Raw genomic sequence first — 23,578 nt, forward strand, 5'->3', positions numbered from 1 at the left:
GTGCCCGTCGAGAACTAAGGCGTAGGGTGCGTCATGCGCACCAGAACCGCGCCAGCCCAGTCGCCGGTATCACCGCTTCGGTGCGCGCGGCGCACCCTACGGAGTAAGGCCAGCGGCCGCACGGCGCCGCGCGTGGCCCCAAGTGATCGAGGAAATCCTCAAACTGGAAGGCGCCGAGCGCTGCCCGGTGTAGTTCGAGGACTAAGGCGTAGGGTGCGCCTTGCGCACCAGAACCGGCGCCTTCGGTGCGCGCGACGCACCCTACGGAATCAAGCCAGCTGCAACTGGCGGCGCAGCTCGGCCAGCACCGGCGCGCTGTCCGGACGCACGCCGCGCCACAGGCAGAAGGCCTCGGCGGCCTGTTCCACCAGCATGCCCAGGCCATCCAGGGTCCGCGCCGCGCCGTGCTCGGCGGCCCAGCGGTTGAAGGCGGTGGCTTGCTTGGCGTACATCATGTCGTAGCAAAGCGTATGGCCGAGGGCGATCAGGCTCGGCGCGATCGGCGGCAACTCGCCGGCCAGGCTGGCCGAGGTGCCGTTGATGATCAGGTCGACCGGCGCGTCGAGCCAGTCGAAGCCGCTGGCCACCAGCGGTCCCAGGTCGGCGAACTCGCTGGCCAGTTGCTCGGCCTTGGCCACCGTGCGATTGGCGATCACCAGCACCGCCGGCCGCTGCGCCAGGATCGGTTCGAGCACGCCGCGCACCGCGCCGCCGGCGCCGAGCAGGAGGATGCGCTTGCCGCGCAACTCGCAGCCGGCGTTGACGGTCAGGTCGCGCACCAGCCCGGCGCCGTCGGTGTTGTCGCCGAGCAGGCTGCCGTTGGCGCGCTTCATCAGGGTGTTGACTGCGCCGGCGCGGCGGGCCCGGTCGCTCAGCGCGTCCGCCAGCTGGAACGCCTGCTCCTTGAACGGCACCGTGACGTTGGCGCCCCTGCCTTCGACGAAGAAGGCCCGGGCGAAGCCGGCGAAGTCGTCCAGCGGCGCCAGCAGCGCCTCGTAGCTCAGCTGCTGGCCGGTCTGAGCGGCGAACAGGCGGTGGATCAGCGGCGACTTGCTGTGGCCGATGGGGTTGCCGAATACGCCGTAGCGGTCCATCAGTTCGCTCCCAGCTGCAGCCAGTCGCGGTCCTGCAGGAAGTACGCGGTCAGGCGTTCCTCCTCGCTGCCCGGCTCGGCCTTCCAGTCATAGCCCCAGCGCACCTGCGGCGGCAGCGACATGAGGATCGACTCGGTGCGCCCGCCCGACTGCAGGCCGAACAGGGTGCCGCGGTCGTAGACCAGGTTGAACTCGACATAGCGGCCACGGCGGAACGCCTGGAACTCGCGTTGACGCTCGCTGAAGGGGGTGGCCTTGCGCCGCTGCACGATCGGCAGGTAGGCCTCCAGATAGGCATCACCGATGGCGCGCATGAAGGCGAAGCTGGTGTCGAAGTCCCATTCGTTCAGGTCGTCGAAGAACAGCCCGCCGATGCCCCGCGGTTCGTCGCGGTGCTTGATGTGGAAGTAGCGGTCGCACCAGGCCTTGTAGCGCGGGTAGACATCCTCGCCGAAGGGCGCGCAGGCGGCCTGGGCGACCCGGTGCCAGTGCACGCAGTCTTCCTCGTTGGCGTAGTAGGGGGTCAGGTCGAAGCCGCCGCCGAACCACCAGACCGCCTCCTCGCCCTCTTTCTCGGCGATGAAGAAGCGTACGTTGGCGTGGGAGGTGGGCACATGCGGGTTGATCGGATGGATCACCAGGGACACGCCGAGCGCCTCGAAGCCGCGCCCGGCCAGTTCCGGGCGGTGGGCGCTGGCCGAGGGCGGCAGGCCGCTGCCGTAGACATGGGAGAAGTTCACCCCGCCCTTCTCGATCAGCGCGCCGTTCTCCAGCACCCGCGTGCGGCCACCGCCGCCGGCGGGGCGCTGCCAGGCGTCCTCGATGAAGTCGGCGCTGCCGTCTTCGGCTTGCAGGGCTGCGCAGATACGGTCTTGCAGGTCGAGCAGATAGGCCTTCACGGCCTCAGTACGGTCACTCACGGCGGCACCTTGAAAAGCGAGTCAGGCCGGCAGCGCGGCGCTGTCGGCGAAATCGGCGGGCAGCATAGCATTTGCCACCGGGGCCCCGCAGTTGACGCCGGTCAATAGGGACGATTGGATAGGTGCCCACGCCAGCGCCCGGCGGCATCATGCTCGGGTTGCGCGATCCCCCTATGCACAGGAGCCAGATATGGCCAAGCGAATCCAGTTCAGCCGCCACGGCGGCCCCGAAGTCCTCGAGTACGGCGACTACCAGCCGGCGGCGCCCGGCCCCCACGAGGTGCGGGTGCAGAACCAGGCGATCGGCCTGAACTTCATCGACACCTACTACCGCAGCGGCCTGTATCCGCCACCGGCGCTGCCGTCCGGCCTGGGCACCGAGGGCGCCGGCATCGTCGAGGCGGTGGGCGAGGGGGTCAGCCAGTTCCAGGTCGGCGACCGCGTGGCCTACGCCACCGGCCCGCTCGGCGCCTACAGCGAGCTGCACGTGCTGCCGGCCAGCAAGCTGGTCAGGCTGCCGGAGGCGATCAGCTTCGAGCAGGCCGCCGCCGTCATGCTCAAGGGCCTCACGGTGCAGTACCTGCTGCGCCAGACCTTCGTCCTGCAGGGCGGCGAAACCATCCTGTTCCATGCCGCCGCCGGCGGCGTCGGCTCCTTCGCCTGCCAGTGGGCCAAGGCCCTGGGGGTCAAGCTGATCGGCACCGTCAGTTCGCCGCAGAAGGCCGCGCGGGCGATGGAGCAGGGCGCCTGGGCGACCATCGACTACAGCCACGAGAACGTCGCACAGCGGGTACTGGAGCTGACCGACGGGAAGAAGTGCCCGGTGGTCTACGACGGCGTCGGCAAGGATACCTGGGAAACCTCGCTGGACTGCGTCGCCCCGCGCGGCCTGCTGGTCAGCTTCGGCAATGCCTCCGGCGCGGTCACCGGGGTCAACCTGGGCATCCTCGCGCAGAAGGGCTCGCTGTACGTCACCCGCCCGACCCTGGCCGGCTATGCCGATACCCCGGAGCGGCTGCAGGCGATGGCCGACGAGCTGTTCGCCATGATCACCAGCGGCCAGCTCAAGGTGGAGATCAGCAGCCGCCACGCGCTGCAGGACGCCGCCCAGGCGCAAACCGCCCTGAGCACGCGGCAGACCACCGGTTCGACCATTCTGCTGCCGTGAAACCCTAGGGTGGGTCAGGCGCCCCAACTGGTTTCACCGGCACAGTCAAATGCCTGCCGCGCCGTAACCCACCATGGCCATCTGCCGCGCCTGAATGGTGGGTTACGCAACGCCCACACACCGCGCAACTGTCGATTTCGTGGCAATGCGCTGCTGACCCACCCTACGCATGCGGAAACCTTCAGGACGGGCGGATCACCTCGCCACTGCGCAGGTCACGGATCAGGCTGGGATTGCTGCGCCCGCCGAGGGCGCCGCCGAGCACCTGGTCCAGCTGCCGCGGGAAATACTGCTCGACCCGCAGGCGGCTGCGTGCCGCCGGGCGGCCGCTCGGGTTGGCCGAGGTCGACACCATCGGGCCGGTGAGGGCGCAGAGCCGGCGGACCAGGGGATGGTCGCTGACCCGCAGGGCCACGCTGGCATGGCGTCCCGTGATCCACTCCGGCAGGCGCTGCTGGTGCGGCACCAGCCAGGTGTTCGGCCCCGGCCAGCTGCTGGCCAGGCGTTCCTGCCAGACGTCCGGCAGGTCCTCGAGGAGGAAATCGAACTGCTCGATGCAGTCGGCCACCAGGATCAGGCCCTTGTCCATCGGCCGCTGCTTGAGCGCCAGCAGACGCGCCACCGCCAATTCGTCCCAGGGATCGCAACCCAGGCCCCACACCGCCTCGGTCGGGTAGGCGATCAGCCCGCCCTGGCTCACCACCCGCGCCGCCTGCCGCACCTGCCAGTCGCTGGTCATCCACTGCTCTCCGCCGAACACTTCGCTGCAGTGTATCCACGCCTGCCGTCCCCTACGCAACCCTGCGCGCACCTCAGCCGGCGCGGCCGATCCAGCGCCCCCCTTCGCAAGCGATGCGTCCCTCCAGCTCCAGCTCGGTCAGCGCCGCCAGCACCTTGGACAACGGCCAGCCACTGGCTGCGGCCAGGGCTTCGCTGCTGTGCGGCGCCGCGTGTAGCAGGTCGAGCAGCGGATGGGCCTGTTGCGCCGGCAGTTCGGCCGTGAGCGCTGGCACGGCCTGCCAGCCGCGCAGCGCCTCGAGGATGTGCTCGATGCTTTCCACCAGGGTGGCGCCTTCGCGGATCAGCTGGTGACAGCCGCGCGCGCCCGGGTGATGGATGGAGCCGGGGATCGCATAGACCTCGCGGCCCTGCTCGGCGGCCAGGCGGGCGGTGATCAGCGAACCGCTGGAGGGGCTGGCCTCGACCACCAGCACGCCGAGTGACAGGCCACTGATGATGCGGTTGCGCCGGGGAAAGTTGCCGGCCTGGGGCGGGCAGTCCAGCGGCAGCTCGGAGACCAGCGCACCGCCGCCCTCGATTATCGCCGCCGCCAGTCTGGCGTGGCGTGCCGGGTACAGCTGCTCGAGGCCGGTGCCGAGCACCGCGACGGTCTTGCCGCCGACATTCAGCGCCCCCTGATGGGCCGCGCCGTCGATCCCCAGGGCCAGGCCGCTGGTGATCACAAAACCGCCGGCGGCCAGGCTGCGGGCAAAGCCCTGTGCGGTATCCAGCCCGGGGCGCGAGGCGCGACGGCTGCCGACCATGGCCAGCTGCGGCTGCTCGAGTAGACCGGGGTCGCCGGCGACGAACAGCAGCGGCGGTGCATCGCTCAGTTCGGCGAGCAACCCCGGGTAGGCCGGGTCGTCCCACATCAGCAGGTGCTGGTCCTGGGCCTCCAGCCAGGCCAGAGCGGCGCCGGCCCGTTCACGCACCTCGCTGCTGCGCCGCGCCTCGGCGCTGGCCGCCGGGAGGCCCAGGGCCCGCCAGGCGCTGGCCGGCGCACTGAGGGCTGCCGAGGCCGTTTCGAAGGCCGCCAGCAGCTTGCGAAAACGCCGCGGGCCGAGCTCCGGCAGGCAATGCAGGCGCAAGCGGGCTTCCAGTTCGGCGGGGGAAAGGCTATGGCTGATGCGCTGCGACATATTGATCATCCTTGATCGGTCGCGCCGTTCAGGCGGCAGGTAAACGGCAGGCAGAAAAAAGCCCCGCGAATGCGGGGCTTTCGGCGTTACGGGTTGCGGACCTTGTCCAGCACCGCGAGCTGGCGGGTGGCGCCGAGGACCAGGCCATAACTGAGCTTGTCGTAGGTGCGGAACACCATCAGCAGGCCGGCGCGCTCATCGGGAATCTTCACCGATTCGCCGGTCACCCGGTCGCGCACGGTTTCGCCGGTCTTGTACACGGCCAACACGTTGCCCACTTCCAGGCCGTCGCGGGCGCCCTTGTTCAGGGTAACCACATCGAACTGACCGATCTGGGTGACGCCACGCGGCACGTCGAGAATCAGGCCGCGAACTTCGCGGGACGGCTCGCTCGGCATGAAGGTGGAATTGATCGCCCGCTCCTCGGTGGGGAACAGGCGGTCGCCGAGGCGCACTTCCTGGGTCGAGCGGGTCAGGGTCATGGTGCCGATGTCGCCTTCCTCGGCGACGATCTCACCGCCGCCGATGTCGTCGGCGTTGATCCCGAGGAACTCCTGGGTCTCCGGGTCGATATAGGTCTTGCCCTGACGGAAGATGCCGTACACCGGGGCGTTTTCGTCGAACTGGCCACGGGCATAGACGCGATCGCCGGCGCCGCTGACCACGCGCTCGGCGTTGCCGGCGACCACATAGGGCGCGCTCTGGAACTGTTCCGGGTTATCGACGATGCGGTTGCTCAGCAGGAAGCTGTTGATCGCCTCCAGCGGAATGGTTGGAATGGCTTCGGCCATCGGCGTGACGCGCACCTTCGGCGACAGCTTGATGGTGCCGCGCGACTCGCCGCGGTTGAGCATCAGGCGCGGCTGACCGTCGACGTAGACCAGGCTGAGCTCGTCGCCAGGGTAGATCAGATGAGGGTTTTCCACCTGCGGGTTGGCGTGCCAGATTTCCGGCCACTTCCACGGCTGACTGAGGAATCGACCGGAAATATCCCAGAGGGTATCGCCTTTGACCACGGTGTAGCGGTCGGGGTGGCCCTCCTTGAGTTGCACTTCCGCCTGGGCCAAGCCACCTGCGGCCAGCAGCAGCAGGGCGAGTAGTGATTTCCTCATACAGTGAATCCCTTTATCATGTGTCTTCACGTGGAGCGCCCTGGCGCCGCGACTGAAACCCAGTGAAACAGCGGCTTGAAGCCGTTTTTCAATGCTGCTCATCATCTTAGCAGCGGATTTTGACTTTATTCCACAAGTGCATCACAAACGCATATGGCGATCCTAAACATCCTCGAATTTCCCGATCCGCGCCTGCGTACCATCGCCAAGCCGGTGGATGTGGTCGACGACGCCCTGCGTCAGCTGATCGACGACATGTTCGAAACCATGTACGAAGCCCCGGGCATCGGCCTCGCCGCGACCCAGGTCAACGTGCACAAGCGCGTGGTGGTGATAGACCTGTCCGAAGACAAGTCCGAGCCGCGGGTCTTCATCAACCCCGAGTTCGAGCCGCTGACCGACGAGATGGACCAGTACCAGGAAGGCTGCCTGTCGGTACCCGGCTTCTACGAGAACGTCGACCGCCCGCAGAAGGTCAAGATCAGGGCGCTGGACCGCGACGGCAAGCCCTACGAACTGATCGCCGAAGGCCTGCTGGCGGTGTGCATCCAGCACGAGTGCGACCACCTCAACGGCAAGCTGTTCGTCGACTACCTGTCTACCCTCAAGCGTGACCGCATCAAGAAGAAACTGGAAAAGCAACATCGCCAGCGGGCGTGAGCCTCCACCTGTATAAAGGCTTGCTGCGGCAAGCCTTTTTCTTTAGCGAGACCCCATGACTGAAGCACTGCGCATCGTCTTCGCCGGTACCCCGGAATTCGCCGCCGAGCACCTCAAGGCCCTGCTCGACACCCGCCACCAGATCATCGCGGTCTACAGCCAGCCCGACCGCCCGGCCGGTCGCGGACAGAAGCTCACGCCCAGTCCGGTCAAGCAGCTGGCGCTGCAGCATGAGATTCCCGTCTACCAGCCGCTGTCGCTGCGCGACCCGGCGGCCCAGGCCGAGCTGGCCGCGCTCGAGCCCGACCTGATGGTGGTGGTGGCCTACGGCCTGATCCTGCCCCAGGTGGTGCTCGACACACCACGCCTGGGCTGCATCAACAGCCATGCCTCGCTGCTGCCGCGCTGGCGCGGCGCGGCGCCGATCCAGCGCGCCATCGAGGCCGGCGACAGCGAGAGCGGGGTGACCGTGATGCAGATGGAGGCCGGCCTGGACACCGGGCCGATGCTGCTCAAGGTCAGCACCGCCATCGGCGCGGACGACAGCGGCGGCAGCCTGCACGACCGCCTAGCCGCCCTCGGCCCCCGGGCGGTGATCGAGGCCATCGACGGCCTGGCCGCCGGCACCCTGATTGGCGAGGTGCAGGACGATGGCCTGGCCACCTACGCGCACAAGCTGAACAAGGACGAGGCGCGCCTCGACTGGACGCGTCCGGCAGAGGAGCTGGAACGCCTTATCCGCGCCTTCAATCCCTGGCCGATCTGCCACAGCACCCTCGATGGTGCGCCGCTCAAGGTGCTCGCCGCACAGCGGGCAGACGGGCAGGGCGCAGCGGGGCAGGTGCTCGCCGCCGACAGGGACGGCCTGACGGTCGCCTGCGGCAGCGGCGCACTGCGCCTGACCCGCCTGCAGCTGCCGGGCGGCAAGGCCCTGGCCTTCGCCGACCTGTACAACAGCCGACGCGAGCAGTTCGCCCCCGGCAAGGTGCTGCTGTGATGAGGGCCGGGGCATGAACCCGCGCCTGGCCGCCGCCCGCGCCCTGGCCGCCGTGCTCAACGGCAAGGCCTCCCTGGGCAGCAGCCTGCCGCAGCAGCTGGACCGGGTCGAGCCGCGCGACCGCGGTCTGACCCAGGACCTGGCATTCGGCACCGCCCGCTGGCAGCCGCGCCTGGCCCTGCTGGCCGAGAAGCTGCTGCAGAAGCCCTTCAAGGCCGCCGATCGTGATGTCGAGGCGCTGCTGCTGATCGGCCTGTACCAGCTGTTCTACACGCGCATTCCGCCCCATGCGGCGATTGGCGAGACGGTGGCCTGCGTCGACAAGCTGAAGAAGTCCTCGCTCAAGGGCCTGCTCAATGCCGTGCTGCGCCGCGCCCAGCGCGAGGGCGAACAACTGCTGGCCGAGCTGGAACGCGATCCGGTGGTACGCACCGCCCACCCGCGCTGGTTGCAGAAAGCCCTCAAGGCCCACTGGCCGGAACACTGGGAAGCCATCTGCGCGGCCAACAACGCCCACCCGCCACTGATCCTGCGGGTCAACCGGCGCCATGGCCGCCGCGATGACTACCTGGCCGAATTGCGCGCGGCGGGGGTCGAAGCCGAGCCCTGCGCCTTCAGTCAGGACGGTATCCGCCTGCTGCAGGCCTGCGACGTGACCGGCCTTCCGGGCTTCGCCGAGGGCCGGGTCAGCGTGCAGGACGAAGCCGCCCAGCTGGCCGCAGAATTGCTCGAACTGGCCCCCGGCCAGCGCGTGCTGGACGCCTGCTGCGCCCCGGGCGGCAAGACCTGCCACCTGCTCGAGACCCAGCCGCAACTGGCCGCGGTGGTGGCGGTGGACCTCGAAGAGAAGCGTCTGGTGCGGGTGCGCGAGAACCTCGTCCGGCTCAGCCTGCAGGCCGAACTGATCGCCGCCGATGCGCGCGCGGTCGATGCCTGGTGGGACGGCCAGGCCTTCCAGCGCATCCTGCTGGATGCCCCCTGTTCGGCCACCGGGGTGATTCGCCGCCATCCGGACATCAAGCTGACCCGCCAGGCCGAGGACATCCCCGCCCTGGCCCAGCTGCAGGGCGATCTGCTGGACGCGCTGTGGCCGACCCTGGCGGTCGGCGGCATCCTGCTCTACGCCACCTGCTCGACACTGCCCACGGAGAACACCGAGGTGATCGCCGGCTTTCTCGCCCGCACGCCCGGTGCCCGCGAGCTGGATATCGCCGGGCCATTCGGCCTGAAACAACCCCATGGCCGCCAGCTGCTCGCCCAGGCAGAGGGTCATGACGGTTTCTACTATGCCAAGCTGATCAAGATCGCCGCCGATCGCGGCTGAGGAACAGAGCGGATGAAGATCATCATTCTCGGCGCCGGCCAGGTCGGTGGCACCCTGGCCGAACACCTCGCCAGCGAGGCCAACGACATCACCGTGGTGGACACCGACAGCGACCGCCTGCGTCAGCTCGGCGACCGCCTGGACATTCGCACCGTGCAGGGCCGCGGCTCCTTTCCCGCGGTGCTGCGCCAGGCCGGGGCGGAGGACGCCGACATGCTGGTGGCGGTGACCAACAGCGACGAAGTCAACATGATCGCCTGCCAGGTGGCCTACACCCTGTTCCACACCCCGACCAAGATCGCCCGGGTGCGCGAGGCCGCCTACCTGTCGCGCAGCGGCCTGTTCAACAACGAGTCGATCCCGGTCGACGTGCTGATCAGCCCGGAACAGGTGGTGACCAACTACATCAAGCGCCTGATCGAATACCCCGGTGCCCTGCAGGTGATCGACTTCGCCGAGGGCAAGGCCCAGCTGGTGGCGGTCAAGGCCTACTATGGAGGGCCGCTGGTCGGTCAGCAGCTGCGCCAGCTGCGCGAACACATGCCCAACGTGGATACCCGGGTGGCGGCGATCTTCCGCCGCAACCGGCCGATCATGCCCAAGGGCGACACGGTGATCGAGGCCGACGACGAGGTGTTCTTCATCGCCGCCAAGGCCCATATCCGCGCGGTGATGAGCGAGATGCGCCGCCTGGAGAACAGCTACAAGCGGGTGGTGATCGCCGGCGGTGGGCATATTGGCGAGCGCCTGGCCGAGGCCATCGAGAGCCGCTACCAGGTGAAGATCATCGAGATGAACCCGGCCCGCTGCCGCTACCTGTCGGAGAGCCTGGACAGCACCATCGTGCTGCAGGGCAGCGCCTCCGACCGCGACCTGCTGGTGGAGGAGAACATCAACGATGCCGACATCTTCCTCGCCCTGACCAACGACGACGAGGCCAATATCATGTCCTCGCTGCTGGCCAAGCGCCTCGGCGCGCGCAAGGTGATGACCATCATCAACAACCCGGCCTACGTCGACCTGGTCCAGGGCGGCGAGATCGACATCGCCATCAGCCCGCAGCTGGCCACCATCGGCACCCTGCTGACCCATGTGCGCCGCGGCGATATCGAGAGCGTGCACTCGCTGCGCCGCGGTGCGGCGGAGGCCATCGAGGCGATCGCCCATGGCGATGCCAAGTCGAGCAAGGTGGTCGGTCGCGCCATCGAGGAAATCGCCCTGCCGCCGGGCACTACCATCGGCGCGATCATCCGCGACGAAGAGGTGCTGATCGCCCACGACGACACGGTGATCGAGTCCGGCGACCACGTGATCCTGTTCCTGGTCGACAAGAAATACATCCGCGATGCCGAAAGCCTGTTCCAGGTCGGACTAACCTTTTTCTAAGAGCCACCGCTGGCACGGTCCTCGGTCCACCTGCAAACAGGAGTCACCATGCTGGAATCCCTGGAAAAGATGCTCGCGCAAGGCATGGACAACGCCCTGCTGCGTTTCGGCCTGGGCAAGGGCTACCTGGATGCGGGCGAATTTGCCCGCGCCGCCCAGCACTTCCAGCGCTGCGTGGAATTCGATGCGAACTATTCGGCGGCCTGGAAGCTGCTGGGCAAGGCGCACCTGGAACTGGGTGACCGGGCGGCCGCCGAGCACGCCTGGCAGCAGGGCATCGCCGCGGCCCAGAACCACGGCGACAAGCAGGCGGAGAAGGAGATGACGGTGTTCCTCAAGCGCTTGCAGCGCCAGGCTCCGTCGGACTGAGCCTCAGTCCTCGACGAAACGCAGGCCCACGCCCTCGCTGTCCACGCGCATCACTTCCATCTGCAGCACCGGCGCCTCGATCGGCAGGTCCTGGACCTGTCCGGTGACCCGGGTGCCCGCCTCCAGACTGGCCAGCTGCGGGTGCTTGACGTAGACCCCTCCGTCGGAGAGATCGCGGGTCTGCGCCACCAGCTCGCCGAAGCTCGGGTGACAGATCTTGATCCGGCATTTCATCGACGTACGAATATGTTGGCGCTGGCTGGGCATGGATGCGGCAATCCTAGGCAAGGGTTCTAAGGTTAATAGCGCAAGTTGCCGGCCAAGCCCAGTGGGGTCGAGAGAAAAACCGCCATCGCGGGTCGATTTCCGCCGCTTCCCAGGGATGACACGGCTAGTACCACTTCTGCTCGCCGTCCGGGCGCTTCTTGAAGCGCTTCATGCTCCACATGTACTGGCTCGGATAGGCGCGCACGTAGCGCTCGATCACCGCGCTCATGGCGGCCACGCCTTCCTCGACGTTCTCGCTGTACATGCCCTCGGGCGCAGCCTCGAGGATGACCTTGTAGCCGCTGCCATCGGCCAGGCGCAGCGCGTGCAGGAACACCCCCCGGGCCTTGCCGCCGGCGAGCATACCGGGCACGAACTTGCTGGTCAGGGTCGGCACGCCGAAGAAGGGTACGAATACACCGGATGACCGGCTCGGCTCCGGATCGGCGGGAATACCCACGGCACCGCCGCGGCGCACCTCCTTGATGACGCTGAGGATGCCCTCCTTGGTCGAGGGCGCCACGCGGTTGCCCATCTGGACCCGCTGCCGGGCCAGCAGCTCGTCCACCGCCTTGAGCTTGGGCGGGCGGTAGAAGATGACCGGCTTGCACTGCGCGCAGTAGAAGTGATTGAGCACTTCCCAGTTGCCCAGGTGACTGGTGATGCCGACCACGCCCTTGCCGGACGCCAGGGCCTGCTGCAGCACCTCCAGGCCCTCGACCTCGCGCACCAGGGCCAGGGACTTGTGCGCCGGCCAGACCCAGGCGCAGGCGCTTTCGGTGAGGGTCTTGCCGATGCCCGTCAGGGTGTCGCGCAACAGGCGCTGGTGGCCGGCCGCATCCAGCTCGGGAAAGCACTTGCTCAGGTTGAGGCTGGCGACGCGGCGTGAGCCGTTGGGCAGTTTCCACATCAGCCAGCCGATAGTGGCGCCCAGGCCTTGCACGGCGCGCCAGGGCAACAGTGCCAGCAGGTGCAGAAAGCCCACCACCAACGCTCCTTTGAGCTTCTCCACAGGCAACTCCCGAAAATCGCAAAGCGCCTATTGTAACCAGGCTGCGGTCCGCCTTGCAGGCGGCAGCTGCTGGGCGCGGCCACGTTGCCGCCTGAGCGCCGCTACCGAGGCGGTGAGTTGGCGATCAGCACCGGGTAGCGGTCGCAGTCGGTGGTGTGGTCCATGACCATGCCGGCGGCCTGCATATAGGCGTAGCAGATGGTCGGCCCGACGAAGGTGAAGCCGGCCTTCTTCAGCGCCCGGCTCATGGCCTCGGCCTCGGCGGTGACGGCCGGCACCTGACTGCGCGCACTGAAATGGTTGACCTTCGGTGCGCCGCCGACGAAGGACCAGAGCAGCCCCACCGGGTCCTCCAGCATCAGCCAGGCCTGGGCATTCTGCCGCACGGCCCTGAGCTTGAGGCGGTTGCGGATGATCCCCGGGTCCTGCATCAGGGCCTCGATCTCCTCGTCGCTCAGCTGCGCCAGGCGCTCGGCGTCGAAACCGAACAGCACCTGGCGGTAGCGGGCGCGCTTCTTCAGCACGGTGATCCACGACAGGCCGGCCTGGAAGCCTTCCAGCAGCAACAGCTCGAACAGGGCCTGGGGATCGCGTTGCGGCCCCCCCCATTCCTGGTCGTGATAGGCCTGGTAGAGGGGGTCTTCGGTGCACCAGAAGCAGCGTGGCATAGGGCCTTCCCGGGCGGCGGAGGCCGCCAGGATTGGGGTATACTCCCGCCCTTTCTGTCGCAGCCTCAACAGGTGAATTTTTCGTGAGCCAGACTACGCCTGCCGTGCGCACCTTCCAAGACCTGATCCTCACCCTGCAGCAGTACTGGGCCGAGCAGGGCTGCGTGGTGCTGCAGCCCTACGATATGGAAGTGGGCGCCGGCACCTTCCACACCGCCACCTTCCTGCGCGCCGTCGGCCCGGAAACCTGGAACGCCGCCTACGTGCAACCCAGCCGCCGCCCCACCGACGGCCGCTACGGCGAGAACCCCAACCGCCTGCAGCATTACTACCAGTTCCAGGTGGTCTTGAAGCCCAATCCGGAGAACTTCCAGGAGCTCTACCTGGGCTCGCTGGCAGCCATCGGCATCGACCCGCTGGTGCACGACATCCGCTTCGTCGAGGACAACTGGGAATCGCCGACCCTGGGCGCCTGGGGCCTGGGCTGGGAGATCTGGCTCAACGGCATGGAAGTTACCCAGTTCACCTACTTCCAGCAGGTCGGCGGCATCGAGTGCTACCCGGTGACCGGCGAGATCACCTACGGCCTGGAGCGCCTGGCCATGTACATCCAGGGCGTGGATTCGGTGTACGACCTGGTGTGGACCGACGGCCCGTTCGGCAAGGTCACTTACGGCGATGTGTTCCACCAGAACGAGGTGGAGCAGTCCACCTACAACTTCGAGCACGCCAACGTCGACAAGTTGTTCGAACTGTTCGACTTCTACGAAAGCGAAGCCAACCGCCTGATCGAGCTGGAGTTGCCGCTGCCGACCTACGAGATGGTGCTCAAGGCCTCGCACACCTTCAACCTGCTCGACGCCCGCCGCGCCATCTCGGTGACCGAACGCCAGCGCTACATCCTGCGCGTGCGCACCCTGGCCCGCTCCGTGGCCCAGAGCTACCTGCATGCGCGACGCAAACTCGGCTTCCCCATGGCCACCCCCGAACTGCGTGACGAAGTACTGGCCAAGCTGGAGGCTGCAGAATGAGTGCATTGGATTTCCTCGTCGAACTGGGCACCGAAGAGCTGCCGCCGAAAGCCCTGAAGAGCCTCGGCGAGGCTTTCCTCGCCGGCATCGAGAAAGGCCTCAAGGCCGCCGGCCTGGACTACCAGGCCAGCCGCTTCTACGCCGCGCCGCGCCGCCTGGCCGTGCAGATCGACCAGCTGGCGACCCAGCAGCCCGATCGCAGCAACACCCTCGACGGCCCGCCGCTGCAGGCCGCCTTCAACGCCGAAGGCCAGCCGACCCAGGCGGCCCTGGGCTTCGCCAAGAAGTGCGGGGTGGAGCTGGAGCAGATCGACCGCAGCGGCCCCAAGCTGCGCTATACCCAGCGCATTCCCGGGCAACCGGCCAGCGCCCTGCTGCCGGCGATCGTCGAAGCCTCGCTGAACGAGCTGCCGATTCCCAAGCGCATGCGCTGGGCGGCGCGCCGCGACGAGTTCGTGCGCCCGACCCAGTGGCTGGTGATGCTGTTCGGCGACAACGTGATCGATTGCGAAATCCTCGCCCAGAAGGCCGGCCGCGAATCCCGCGGCCATCGCTTCCACAGTCCAAGCAAGGTACGCATCAGCACGCCGGCCACCTATCTGGAAGACCTGCGCAGCGCCTACGTGCTGGCCGATTTCGCCGAGCGTCGCGAGCTGATCGCCCAGCGTATTGCCGAGCTGGCTGCTGAGCAGCAGGGTACGGCGATCGTCCCGGCGGGCCTGCTCGATGAAGTCAGCGCCCTGGTCGAATGGCCGGTGCCGCTGGTCTGCGCCTTCGAGGAACGCTTCCTCGAGGTGCCCCAGGAGGCGCTGATCACCACCATGCAGGACAACCAGAAGTACTTCTGCCTGCTGGACGCCAACGGCAAGTTGCTGCCGCGCTTCATCACCGTGGCCAACGTCGAGAGCAAGGACCCGGCGCAGATCATCAGCGGCAACGAGAAGGTGGTGCGCCCGCGCCTGACCGATGCCGAGTTCTTCTTCAAGCAGGACCAGAAGCACAAGCTGGAGCACTTCAACCATCGCCTGGCCGGCGTGGTGTTCCAGGCCCAGCTCGGCTCGGTCTACGATAAGGCCCAGCGGGTATCGAAGCTCGCCGCCTTCATCGCCGAGAGGGTCGGCGGCGACGCCGAGCGCGCGGCGCGCGCCGGCATCCTCTGCAAGTGCGACCTGGCCAGCGAGATGGTCGGCGAGTTCCCCGAGATGCAGGGCATCGCCGGCTACTACTACGCTAAGCATGACGGCGAGGCCGAAGACGTCGCCCTGGCGCTGAACGAGCAGTACATGCCGCGTGGCGCCGGCGCCGAGTTGCCGAGCACCCTCACCGGCGCCGCGGTGGCCCTGGCCGACAAGCTCGACACCCTGGTCGGCATCTTCGGCATCGGCATGCTGCCCACCGGTAGCAAGGACCCCTACGCCCTGCGTCGCGCGGCCTTGGGCGTGCTGCGTATCCTCATCGACAAGGGCCTGGACCTGGACCTGAACGAGGCCGTGACGTTCGCCATCGAGCAGTTCGGCGACAAGGTCAAGGCAGAAGGCCTGGCCGCCCAGGTGCAGGACTTCGTCTTCGACCGCCTGCGCGCGCGCTACGAGGACGAAGGCGTCGACGTCGCCGTGTACCAGTCGGTACGCGCCCTCAGCCCCAGCGCGCCGCTGGACTTCGACCAGCGCGTGCAGGCGGTCCAGGCCTTCCGCGCACGCAGCGAGGCCGAGGCCCTGGCCGCGGCGAACAAGCGCGTGTCCAACCTGCTGAGCAAGTTCGACGGCCAGGTTCCCGCCCAGGTCGACGCCACGCTGCTGCAGGAACCGGCCGAACAGGCGCTGGCCGCTGCCGTGGCGCAGGCCGAACAGGCGGTGCTGCCGATGGCCGCCGCGCGCTGCTACCGCGAAGCCCTGGAGCAGCTGGCCAGCCTGCGCGAGCCGGTGGACAGCTTCTTCGAGGCGGTGCTGGTGAATGCCGACGACACGGCCGTGCGGGCCAACCGCTACGCCCTGCTGGCGCGCCTGCGCGGGCTGTTCCTCGGCGTGGCCGATATCTCCGTGCTGGGCTGAAGCCCGGTCAAGACGGAACAGGGCGCCAGTCGGCAGGCCATGGGTCTGCCGACTGGCATCCGCGCTCATCAGCTCGAAGCGACCGATATGAAATTGCTGATTCTCGACCGCGACGGCGTCATCAATCACGACTCCGACGCCTACATCAAGAGCCTCGAGGAATGGATTCCCCTGCCCGGGGCCATAGAGGCGATCGCCCGCCTGTCCAAGGCCGGCTGGACCGTGGCCGTGGCCACCAACCAGTCCGGTCTGGCCCGCGGCTATTACGACCTGGCGACCCTGAACGCCATGCACGCGCGCCTGCGCCAGCTGGTGGCGGAGCAGGGCGGCGAGCTGGGCCTGGTCGTCCATTGCCCGCACGGTCCGGACGACGGCTGCGACTGCCGCAAGCCAAAGCCCGGTATGCTCCGTACCATTGCCGAGCATTACCAGGTTTCGCTGGCCGGCGTATGGTTCGTCGGCGACAGCAGCGGTGACCTCGACGCCGCCCGCGCCGTCGATTGTCAGCCCGTACTGGTCAAGACAGGCAAGGGCGAACGTACCCTGGCCAAGACCTTGCCAGCGGGAACTATGGTATTCGAGGATATTGCGGCGGTCGCCGAACACCTCCTCTCCTGATAACGCAGGCTCCGACCTGCCACGGTAAAAGCCTCTATGTCGCCAGTGCAGTCCGCTAGAACCGCCCTTTTTTACCTGCTGCTGGCGCTAAGCGCCTGCTTCTGGTGCATCCTCAGCATGTTCATCGCGCCATTCCTGCCGTTCCGCGCGCGCTACCGCTTCGTCAACCAGACCTGGTGCCGCTTTGCCGTCTGGCTGGCCAAGGTGCTGGTCGGCATTCGCTACGAGGTCAAAGGCCGGGAGAACATCCCGCAGCAGCCGTGCGTGATTCTGGCCAAGCACCAGAGCACCTGGGAGACCTTCTTCCTCTCCGCGTTGTTCGAGCCGCTCAGCCAGGTGCTCAAGCGGGAGTTGCTGCACATACCGTTCTTCGGCTGGGCCATGGCCATGCTCAGCCCCATTGCGATCGATCGAAGCAACCCCAAGGCGGCCCTCAAGCAGCTCGCCAAGCAGGGCCATGAGCGCCTGCAGCAGGGCGCCTGGGTGCTGATCTTCCCGGAAGGCACGCGCATTCCCGCCGGCCAGATCGGCAAGTTCTCACGGGGCGGCGCGGCGCTGGCGGTCAATGCCGAACTGCCGGTGCTGCCGGTTGCGCACAACGCCGGTGAGTTCTGGCCCAAGGAAGGCTGGAGCAAGACGCCAGGCACCATTCAGGTGGTGTTCGGGCCGCTGATGCACGCAGAAGGGAGCGGGCCACGGGCCATTGCCGAACTCAATGACCGCGCCTTCGCCTGGGTCGCCCAGACTCAACGCGAGATCGGCGCCCTGAGCACCGATACCACGCCAAGCGAGCCCGTCGAATCCGCCTGAGCGAAATGTGGATAAGCTGTGGGTAAATAACTCGACTGGTCACCAGATTGTTATGTAACAAGCTGATTAATAAGTAATTTATTCGATCAGGCGAATTTTCTATTTTGGTGAGTAAGTTTCCCAGGCGTAAAAAAACCGGCCAGTTTGGCCGGTTTTTTTTGCGTCGGTGCAACTGAAATACGCAGGCGCCAACAAAGCCGGAAGTTTGTTCCGGAAAACAAAGAACCCGCCGAAGCGGGTTCTTTCCTGACCATTCGACATCCTGTCGGCGCATCCTAGCGATGGTCAATCATCCTTGATTCCGAGCGAATCCTTCGCTCAGTGGATGGGTATAGATTAGTGGCGACCGCGGCGGGGAGATAGCGCCAAACGTCCCCCGTCCATGTAAGCCATTGGCTATTCAGCCGGGCGCAAGACACTCTGCAGTTGGTTTCGCCGGCCTCACTCTACGTTACGGCAATTCCAGGAGCTCCGGGGTAGGGGGATTCTCACGGGGGTCAGCATGTCGATGGCTGCTATCACCTTTAGGTCTACCACTTGCGATTTCAGTCGCGGGGATCACTCAGCCGGTGATAGTGCTTCTATCTCAATGGTGAAACCAGGGTATCCATACGGTCGGCATTGAGCCGGTGTCACGGCTGTAGTGACTTGAGGGCGGTTGAAGTGTTGCCCATAGCAAACCGAGGCGGACCTGGAGGCTGGGGAGCGGCGCTGAAGGACAGGCTCCACGAAATACTGGCGGCTACTCCCTCTCCCGTCAGAAAACGCTAGTGGCAGCTCCATAAAGAGCCGCGAGCTACTCGACCTGTAATCGGCGCTCACACTCGCCGAGGAACGGCTGAACCGGTACCTGTGCCTATCGGACACTTTCCAGCAGGAAAGCCATTCACGCAGCCTGCACTGCGGCTCTTAAACATGTATGGCCTACCCCCACGAAGTGGACTACTACGACCCAGCCGCCAGGTCCATGCGGGTTAATTTGGTCCACCCGGGTTGCGACGGTGCACTTATCGCTGTCTGTAACGGCACACACCTAAGTAGGCGCCTGACGGACCTGGCCGGTGACCTCGAAAGACGACGCTTGGACTAAATTGGCTCGAAGCGGCCTGGCTATGTAATCTGCCGCAGTCCGCCGGGCGGACTCGCCTGTCACTGTATTCCCCAACGAACATCGGCCCAGGCAAGCGATCTCGTCTCGCGGCGATCGCTAGAGCCCGGAGAAGCGCTCCCTGCGCACATCCGCGCGCTGCACGGTATTGCCGAGCAATAAAAAGGTTCTTCGCGGACTCTGGGGAAAGAGCGAGTTGACAGTCAGGGAAATGGGTAGATTGGCAGTCGCCAAACACACCAACTCCCAGTCCCTGCTGTCGCCGTGCATCCTATTGATCTTGCCGCTTTCTGGCCAGGCTACGAGGTCGTCGCCTGCCGCCCCGCCGCTGAAAACACCCTGCTGATTGAGCTGGAGCCCCAGGCCAACCGGCTACCCCAGTGTGGGCGCTGTGGCCAGCCCTGTCCGTTGATCCACGAACGGCGCATGCGCCAGGTGCGTGACCGTGACCTGCTGGATCGGCGTGTTGTTCTGCAGTTACCCGTGCGCCGCGTCGACTGCCTGACCTGTGGACGCGTGACCGAGCGGATCGACTGGTTGGGACCGGCCGCACGCCTGACTCGGCGCTTGCAGATCTGGCTCGAAGGCCTGTTGCAGCTCTTGCCGATAAGCCATGTCAGTCGCCTGACCGGCTTGCACTGGCACACCCTCAAGGCCATCGACAAGCGTCGATTGGAAGCCGCAGTGGGCGCCTTCGAGCCCGCTGACGTGCGGCGCTTGGTGATGGACGAGTTCGCCCTGCACAAGGGCCATCGCTACGCCACGGTGATCATGGATGCCGAGCGAACCCGCGTGCTGTGGGTCGGGCACGGCAACAGCCGCGAGGCTGTTCGGCCGTTCTTCGAGCTGCTTGGCGAGCGCTGCCAGCAGATCGAGGCGGTGGCGATGGACATGAACACGGCCTTCGACCTGGAGGTGAAGCGCCATTGCCCGCGGGCCGAGGTGGTGTACGACCTGTTCCATGTGGTGGCGCGCTACGGCCGCGAGGTGATCGACCGTATCCGCGTCGACCAGGCCAACCTGCTACGGCATGACAAACCGGCGCGCCAAGTGGTCAAGAGCAGTCGCTGGTTGCTGCTGCGCAACCGGGCCAACCTCAAGAGCGAGCAGGCGGTGCAGTTGCAGGAGCTGCTGCAAGCCAATCAATCACTGGCCACCGTCTACCTGCTCAAGGATGCGCTCAAGGACATCTGGTACGCGCCCGGCGTCTGGGAGGGCTGGCGGCGCTGGCGGGACTGGCAACGGCACGTCCGGGACAGTAGCCTGGCGCCGCTGCAGCGCTTCGCCAAGAACCTCAGGCGTTACCTCCGCGGCATCCTCGCCAGTGCCCGCTTCCCGATGCACACCAGCGTGCTGGAGGGGGTGAACAACCGCATCAAGGTCATCAAGCGCATGGCCTATGGCTTCCGCGACTCGGACTACTTCTTCCTGAAAATCAAGGCCGCCTTCCCCGGGAAAGTGCGATGAACCAATAAAAACCCGGCTCAAGGCCGGGTTTTTATACTCATCGCACGAGAACTAGTGCTCAGTGATAGGACTCAGACGTCGAGGTTGGACACCGCCAGGGCGTTGGTCTCGATGAAGTCGCGGCGCGGTTCGACTTCGTCGCCCATCAGGGTATTGAAGATCTGGTCCGCGGCAATCGCGTCCTCGATACGCACCTTGAGCATGCGCCGGACTTCCGGATCCATGGTGGTTTCCCACAACTGGTCAGGGTTCATCTCGCCGAGGCCCTTATAGCGCTGAATGCTGTGGCGCTTGGTGCTCTCGGTCATCAGCCAGCCCAACGCGTCCTTGAAGGTGCTCACCGGCTTCTTGCGCTCGCCACGCTGCACATAGGCGCCTTCCTCGAGCAGATTGTTCAGCTGCTCGCCCAGGCTGGTGACCGTCTTGTAGTCGTTGCTGGAGAAGAAGTCGCGGTTGAAGGTGATATAGCTCGAGTTGCCGTGGGAGATCAGCTCCACCTCCGGCAGCCACAGGTGGCGCTCGTGGTCTTCGCGCAGGCTGGTCTTGTAGACCAGACCGGATTTCTCCATGGTCTTCAGGCGTGCGGCGAACAGCTCCAGCCAGGCCTGCATCGCGTCCTTGTCGGCCAGTTGCTCCAGACTTACCGCCGGCAGGTAGACAAAATGCTCGGTCAGTTCCTGCGGGTACAGGCGCGACAGGCGCTTGAGAGTCTTCATCACGGTGCGGTAGTCGCTGACCAGGCGCTCCAGGGCCTCGCCGGACAGGCCGGGGGCGCTCTCATTGACGTGCAGGCTGGCGTCCTCCAGGGCCGACTGGGTCATGTATTCCTCCATGGCCTCGTCGTCCTTGATGTACTGCTCCTGCTTGCCCCGCTTGACCTTGTACAGCGGCGGCTGGGCGATGTAGATGTAGCCACGCTCGACCAGTTCCGGCAGCTGACGGAAGAAGAAGGTCAGAAGCAGGGTGCGGATGTGCGAACCATCGACGTCAGCATCGGTCATGATGATGATGTTGTGGTAGCGCAGCTTGTCGATGTTGTATTCCTCGCGGCCGATGCCACAGCCCAGGGCGGTGATCAGGGTGCCGACTTCCTGGGAGGAAATCATCTTGTCGAAGCGCGCCTTCTCGACGTTGAGGATCTTGCCCTTGAGCGGCAGGATCGCCTGGGTCTTGCGGTTGCGCCCCTGCTTGGCCGAGCCGCCCGCGGAGTCACCCTCCACTATGTAGAGTTCGGAGAGCGCCGGGTCCTTTTCCTGGCAGTCGGCCAGCTTGCCGGGCAGACCGGCGATGTCCAGGGCGCCCTTGCGGCGGGTCATTTCGCGGGCCTTGCGCGCCGCCTCACGGGCGCGGGCGGCGTCGATCATCTTGCCGACCACGGCCTTGGCTTCGTTGGGGTTCTCCAGGAGGAACTCGGAGAAGTACTTGCCCATTTCCTGTTCGACCGCGGTCTTCACCTCGGAGGAGACCAGCTTGTCCTTGGTCTGCGAACTGAACTTGGGGTCCGGGACCTTCACCGAGATGATCGCGGTGAGGCCTTCGCGGGCATCGTCACCGGTGGTGGAAATCTTGTGCTTCTTGGCCAAGCCTTCCTGCTCGATATAGGCATTCAGGTTGCGCGTCAGTGCCGAGCGGAAGCCGGCCAGGTGGGTACCGCCATCGCGCTGCGGAATGTTGTTGGTGAAGCACAACAGGTTCTCGTTGAAGCTGTCGTTCCACTGCAAGGCGACTTCGACACCGACCCCGTCATCGCGCTGCACGCTGAAGTGGAACACCTGGTTGACGGTGGACTTGTTGATGTTCAGGTACTCGACGAAGGCGCGCAGACCACCCTCGTACTTGAACAACTCCTCCTTGCCGGTGCGCTCGTCCTTGAGGACGATGCCCACCCCGGAGTTGAGGAAGGACAGTTCGCGCAGGCGCTTGGCGAGGATGTCCCAGCTGAAATGAATGTTGTGGAAGGTTTCTTCCGAAGGGCGGAAGTGGATCTGGGTGCCGGTGCCGTCGGTATCGCCCACGGCCGCGAGCGGAGCCTGGGGTACACCATGAACATAGGTCTGCTCCCAGATCTTGCCGTGACGGCGAATGGTCAGGATCAGTTCCTTGGACAGCGCGTTGACCACCGAGACCCCCACGCCGTGCAGGCCCCCGGAGACCTTGTAGCTGTTGTCGTCGAACTTACCACCGGCGTGCAGCACGGTCATGATCACTTCGGCGGCAGAGACCCCCTCATCCTTGTGGATGTCCACCGGAATGCCACGACCGTTGTCGCGCACACTGATGGATTCATCCGGGTGGATGGTGATGGTGATCTCGCTGCAATGGCCGGCGAGCGCTTCGTCGATCGAGTTGTCGACCACCTCGAAGACCATATGGTGCAGCCCACTGCCATCGTCGGTATCGCCGATGTACATACCAGGTCGCTTGCGTACGGCATCCAGGCCCTTCAGAACCTTGATGTTATTGGAGTCGTACGTTTGGTTTTCGCTCATGCCTTCACTCCCGGTGGTCGTGGGTCTGGGTGATGCCGCCATGTTCCACGTGGAACATGGCAACCGGCGTATCCGTGCGCCAGCCTTCCCTCAACAATTCATGGTCTACACAGGTGATGAACACCTGGCAGTACAAATCTTCCAATAAACGGCAAAGCGCGCGACGGTGCTGCTCGTCCAGTTCTGACGGCAAGTCATCCACCAGATAGATGCACTGGCCGCGCTTGGCCTGATCAACCAAATGGCCCTGAGCGATGCGCAGGGCGCAGACAACCAACTTCTGCTGGCCACGGGACAAGATATCCGCGGCATTATGGGCGCCCAGCCGCAACCTGAGATCGGCGCGCTGCGGGCCGGATTGCGTATGCCCGATCTGCTGATCGCGGGGCAGGGAAGTGGCCAGTACCCGACTCAGCTCACGCTCCTTGTCCCAGCCCCGGTAGTAGCTGAGTGTCAGTCCCTGTAGCTCGACTAACTCATTCAGCACTCGCTCGAACACCGGCTTGAGCAGTTGAATATAGGCTCGCCGATAGCCGTCGATCTCATCGCTGGCCAGGCACAGTTCGCGGTCCCAGGCCGCCTGCGAAGCGGCGTCAAGTGTACCATGCCGCAGCCATGAGTTCCGCTGCCGCAGGGCCTTCTGCAGCCTCTGCCAGGCCCCCAGGAAGCGAGGTTCCACGTGGAACACCCCCCAGTCGAGAAACTGTCGACGAACCTTGGGCGCCCCCTCCAGCAAGCGAAAACTGTCCGGATTAATCAGCTGCAGCGGCAGCGCATCGGCCAGTTGCGCGGCGCTGCGGGCACTCTCGCCGTCGATGCGTATCTGCAGCTCACCCTGACGATCACGGGACACGCCCAGGTTGCACAACCGGCCATCAGCCTGCTGGACCTGGCCGAACACGGTGCAGGTTGGTTGCTCGTACTGGATCAGCGGCAGCAGCCGATTGCTGCGGAAGGAACGGGCCAGGCCCAGCAGATGAATGGCCTCGAGCAAGCTGGTCTTGCCGCTGCCGTTGGCGCCGTGAAGGATATTGATGCGAGGGGAGGGGGAGAGGGTCACCGGGTGCAGGTTGCGCACCGCGGTGACCGTGACGCGGGTCAGGGACAT

The 23,578-nt window shown here is 65.8% G+C and carries 21 protein-coding genes; 11 read left to right on the plus strand and 10 right to left on the minus strand.

Annotated features, from left to right (window positions below):
- Positions 1-269: 269 nt before the first annotated feature.
- Together aroE and hemF are read right to left on the minus strand one after the other, a co-directional pair.
- Positions 270-1,094 carry a shikimate dehydrogenase gene (aroE, locus tag ACSX1D_RS21130; protein ID WP_439860311.1) on the minus strand — a complete coding sequence of 275 codons (825 nt, stop codon included), beginning with the start codon at positions 1,092-1,094 and terminating at the stop codon, positions 270-272.
- The gene (gene hemF, locus ACSX1D_RS21135) at positions 1,094-2,014 is read right to left on the minus strand and encodes an oxygen-dependent coproporphyrinogen oxidase (protein WP_439860312.1); all 921 of its coding nucleotides are present in this window, start codon (positions 2,012-2,014) and stop codon (positions 1,094-1,096) included. The genes aroE and hemF overlap by 1 nt, the downstream gene beginning before the upstream one ends.
- Positions 2,015-2,204: 190 nt before the next feature.
- Between hemF and ACSX1D_RS21140 the strand changes: the two genes are divergently transcribed.
- Positions 2,205-3,182 (plus strand): NADPH:quinone reductase, encoded by a 978-nt coding sequence (locus ACSX1D_RS21140; protein ID WP_439860313.1) that lies wholly within the window; start codon positions 2,205-2,207, stop codon positions 3,180-3,182.
- Between the two features lie 181 nt (positions 3,183-3,363).
- Here the strand turns inward: ACSX1D_RS21140 and ACSX1D_RS21145 are convergent, their stop codons facing one another.
- The 3 genes from ACSX1D_RS21145 to ACSX1D_RS21155 form a co-directional block, all read right to left on the minus strand.
- Complete coding sequence (locus ACSX1D_RS21145) at positions 3,364-3,921, minus strand: L-threonylcarbamoyladenylate synthase (protein WP_439860314.1); 558 nt, start codon at positions 3,919-3,921, stop codon at positions 3,364-3,366.
- A 73-nt stretch (positions 3,922-3,994) separates the two neighbouring features.
- Positions 3,995-5,101: a DNA-processing protein DprA gene (dprA, locus tag ACSX1D_RS21150; protein WP_439860315.1), complete on the minus strand. Its 1,107-nt coding sequence runs from the start codon at positions 5,099-5,101 to the stop codon at positions 3,995-3,997.
- Positions 5,102-5,187: 86 nt separating this feature from the next.
- Positions 5,188-6,213: a LysM peptidoglycan-binding domain-containing protein gene (locus ACSX1D_RS21155; RefSeq protein WP_439860316.1), complete on the minus strand. Its 1,026-nt coding sequence runs from the start codon at positions 6,211-6,213 to the stop codon at positions 5,188-5,190.
- Between the two features lie 153 nt (positions 6,214-6,366).
- Here ACSX1D_RS21155 and def point away from each other — a divergent pair, with 153 nt between their 5' ends.
- From def to ACSX1D_RS21180, 5 genes are read left to right on the plus strand one after another with little or no spacing between them, the layout of a single operon-like run.
- On the plus strand, positions 6,367-6,873 hold the full coding sequence (def, locus tag ACSX1D_RS21160) for a peptide deformylase (RefSeq protein WP_439860317.1): 507 nt from the start codon (positions 6,367-6,369) through the stop codon (positions 6,871-6,873).
- Positions 6,874-6,928: 55 nt separating this feature from the next.
- Positions 6,929-7,870 (plus strand): methionyl-tRNA formyltransferase, encoded by a 942-nt coding sequence (gene fmt, locus ACSX1D_RS21165; protein WP_439860318.1) that lies wholly within the window; start codon positions 6,929-6,931, stop codon positions 7,868-7,870.
- Positions 7,871-7,883: 13 nt separating this feature from the next.
- On the plus strand, positions 7,884-9,194 hold the full coding sequence (rsmB, locus tag ACSX1D_RS21170; protein ID WP_439860319.1) for a 16S rRNA (cytosine(967)-C(5))-methyltransferase RsmB: 1,311 nt from the start codon (positions 7,884-7,886) through the stop codon (positions 9,192-9,194).
- A 12-nt stretch (positions 9,195-9,206) separates the two neighbouring features.
- Positions 9,207-10,580, plus strand: coding sequence for a Trk system potassium transporter TrkA (gene trkA, locus ACSX1D_RS21175; RefSeq protein ID WP_208707639.1), 1,374 nt, complete (start codon positions 9,207-9,209; stop codon positions 10,578-10,580).
- A gap of 48 nt (positions 10,581-10,628) precedes the next feature.
- Positions 10,629-10,949, plus strand: a complete 321-nt coding sequence (locus ACSX1D_RS21180) for a tetratricopeptide repeat protein (protein WP_439860320.1) — start codon at positions 10,629-10,631, stop codon at positions 10,947-10,949.
- A gap of 3 nt (positions 10,950-10,952) precedes the next feature.
- Here ACSX1D_RS21180 and ACSX1D_RS21185 read toward each other — a convergent pair whose 3' ends face one another.
- From ACSX1D_RS21185 to ACSX1D_RS21195, 3 genes are all read right to left on the minus strand, one after another.
- Positions 10,953-11,216 carry a PilZ domain-containing protein gene (locus tag ACSX1D_RS21185; RefSeq protein ID WP_439860321.1) on the minus strand — a complete coding sequence of 88 codons (264 nt, stop codon included), beginning with the start codon at positions 11,214-11,216 and terminating at the stop codon, positions 10,953-10,955.
- A 124-nt stretch (positions 11,217-11,340) separates the two neighbouring features.
- Positions 11,341-12,228 carry a lysophospholipid acyltransferase gene (locus ACSX1D_RS21190; RefSeq protein ID WP_439860322.1) on the minus strand — a complete coding sequence of 296 codons (888 nt, stop codon included), beginning with the start codon at positions 12,226-12,228 and terminating at the stop codon, positions 11,341-11,343.
- 101 nt (positions 12,229-12,329) lie between these two features.
- The gene (locus ACSX1D_RS21195; protein ID WP_439860323.1) at positions 12,330-12,896 is read right to left on the minus strand and encodes a DNA-3-methyladenine glycosylase I; all 567 of its coding nucleotides are present in this window, start codon (positions 12,894-12,896) and stop codon (positions 12,330-12,332) included.
- A gap of 83 nt (positions 12,897-12,979) precedes the next feature.
- Between ACSX1D_RS21195 and glyQ the strand changes: the two genes are divergently transcribed.
- The 5 genes from glyQ to ACSX1D_RS21220 all read left to right on the plus strand — a co-directional run bounded on the left by glyQ (position 12,980) and on the right by ACSX1D_RS21220 (position 19,981).
- Entirely contained in the window at positions 12,980-13,927 is a 948-nt protein-coding gene (gene glyQ / locus ACSX1D_RS21200) for a glycine--tRNA ligase subunit alpha (protein WP_439860324.1), read from the plus strand.
- Positions 13,924-15,978: a glycine--tRNA ligase subunit beta gene (glyS, locus tag ACSX1D_RS21205; RefSeq protein ID WP_439860325.1), complete on the plus strand. Its 2,055-nt coding sequence runs from the start codon at positions 13,924-13,926 to the stop codon at positions 15,976-15,978. Before glyQ ends, glyS begins: the two co-directional genes overlap by 4 nt.
- An 87-nt stretch (positions 15,979-16,065) precedes the next feature.
- Positions 16,066-16,596 (plus strand): D-glycero-beta-D-manno-heptose 1,7-bisphosphate 7-phosphatase, encoded by a 531-nt coding sequence (gene gmhB, locus ACSX1D_RS21210; RefSeq protein ID WP_439860326.1) that lies wholly within the window; start codon positions 16,066-16,068, stop codon positions 16,594-16,596.
- A gap of 36 nt (positions 16,597-16,632) precedes the next feature.
- Positions 16,633-17,406, plus strand: coding sequence for a lysophospholipid acyltransferase family protein (locus ACSX1D_RS21215; protein ID WP_439860327.1), 774 nt, complete (start codon positions 16,633-16,635; stop codon positions 17,404-17,406).
- A gap of 1,372 nt (positions 17,407-18,778) precedes the next feature.
- Positions 18,779-19,981 carry an ISL3 family transposase gene (locus ACSX1D_RS21220; protein ID WP_439860086.1) on the plus strand — a complete coding sequence of 401 codons (1,203 nt, stop codon included), beginning with the start codon at positions 18,779-18,781 and terminating at the stop codon, positions 19,979-19,981.
- A 71-nt stretch (positions 19,982-20,052) separates the two neighbouring features.
- Here ACSX1D_RS21220 and gyrB read toward each other — a convergent pair whose 3' ends face one another.
- Together gyrB and recF are read right to left on the minus strand one after the other, a co-directional pair.
- On the minus strand, positions 20,053-22,470 hold the full coding sequence (gyrB, locus tag ACSX1D_RS21225; RefSeq protein ID WP_439860328.1) for a DNA topoisomerase (ATP-hydrolyzing) subunit B: 2,418 nt from the start codon (positions 22,468-22,470) through the stop codon (positions 20,053-20,055).
- 4 nt (positions 22,471-22,474) lie between these two features.
- Positions 22,475-23,578, minus strand: a complete 1,104-nt coding sequence (gene recF, locus ACSX1D_RS21230; RefSeq protein ID WP_439860329.1) for a DNA replication/repair protein RecF — start codon at positions 23,576-23,578, stop codon at positions 22,475-22,477.

The sequence above is a fragment of the Pseudomonas sp. MBLB4136 genome (assembly GCF_051904765.1).
In the GTDB taxonomy this organism is placed as follows: Bacteria; Pseudomonadota; Gammaproteobacteria; order Pseudomonadales; family Pseudomonadaceae; genus Aquipseudomonas.

Excerpts from the sequence above, each read along its gene's own strand:
- ACSX1D_RS21155 (WP_439860316.1), bottom strand. The coding sequence starts at position 6,213 with ATGAGGAAATCACTACTCGCCCTGCTGCTGCTGGCCGCAGGTGGCTTG.
- glyS (WP_439860325.1), top strand. The coding sequence starts at position 13,924 with ATGAGTGCATTGGATTTCCTCGTCGAACTGGGCACCGAAGAGCTGCCG.
- rsmB (WP_439860319.1), top strand. The coding sequence starts at position 7,884 with ATGAACCCGCGCCTGGCCGCCGCCCGCGCCCTGGCCGCCGTGCTCAAC.
- ACSX1D_RS21185 (WP_439860321.1), bottom strand. The coding sequence starts at position 11,216 with ATGCCCAGCCAGCGCCAACATATTCGTACGTCGATGAAATGCCGGATC.
- ACSX1D_RS21215 (WP_439860327.1), top strand. The coding sequence starts at position 16,633 with ATGTCGCCAGTGCAGTCCGCTAGAACCGCCCTTTTTTACCTGCTGCTG.
- dprA (WP_439860315.1), bottom strand. The coding sequence starts at position 5,101 with ATGTCGCAGCGCATCAGCCATAGCCTTTCCCCCGCCGAACTGGAAGCC.
- gyrB (WP_439860328.1), bottom strand. The coding sequence starts at position 22,470 with ATGAGCGAAAACCAAACGTACGACTCCAATAACATCAAGGTTCTGAAG.
- ACSX1D_RS21145 (WP_439860314.1), bottom strand. The coding sequence starts at position 3,921 with ATGACCAGCGACTGGCAGGTGCGGCAGGCGGCGCGGGTGGTGAGCCAG.
- recF (WP_439860329.1), bottom strand. The coding sequence starts at position 23,578 with ATGTCCCTGACCCGCGTCACGGTCACCGCGGTGCGCAACCTGCACCCG.
- aroE (WP_439860311.1), bottom strand. The coding sequence starts at position 1,094 with ATGGACCGCTACGGCGTATTCGGCAACCCCATCGGCCACAGCAAGTCG.
- ACSX1D_RS21195 (WP_439860323.1), bottom strand. The coding sequence starts at position 12,896 with ATGCCACGCTGCTTCTGGTGCACCGAAGACCCCCTCTACCAGGCCTAT.
- gmhB (WP_439860326.1), top strand. The coding sequence starts at position 16,066 with ATGAAATTGCTGATTCTCGACCGCGACGGCGTCATCAATCACGACTCC.
- fmt (WP_439860318.1), top strand. The coding sequence starts at position 6,929 with ATGACTGAAGCACTGCGCATCGTCTTCGCCGGTACCCCGGAATTCGCC.
- def (WP_439860317.1), top strand. The coding sequence starts at position 6,367 with ATGGCGATCCTAAACATCCTCGAATTTCCCGATCCGCGCCTGCGTACC.
- trkA (WP_208707639.1), top strand. The coding sequence starts at position 9,207 with ATGAAGATCATCATTCTCGGCGCCGGCCAGGTCGGTGGCACCCTGGCC.
- ACSX1D_RS21140 (WP_439860313.1), top strand. The coding sequence starts at position 2,205 with ATGGCCAAGCGAATCCAGTTCAGCCGCCACGGCGGCCCCGAAGTCCTC.
- ACSX1D_RS21180 (WP_439860320.1), top strand. The coding sequence starts at position 10,629 with ATGCTGGAATCCCTGGAAAAGATGCTCGCGCAAGGCATGGACAACGCC.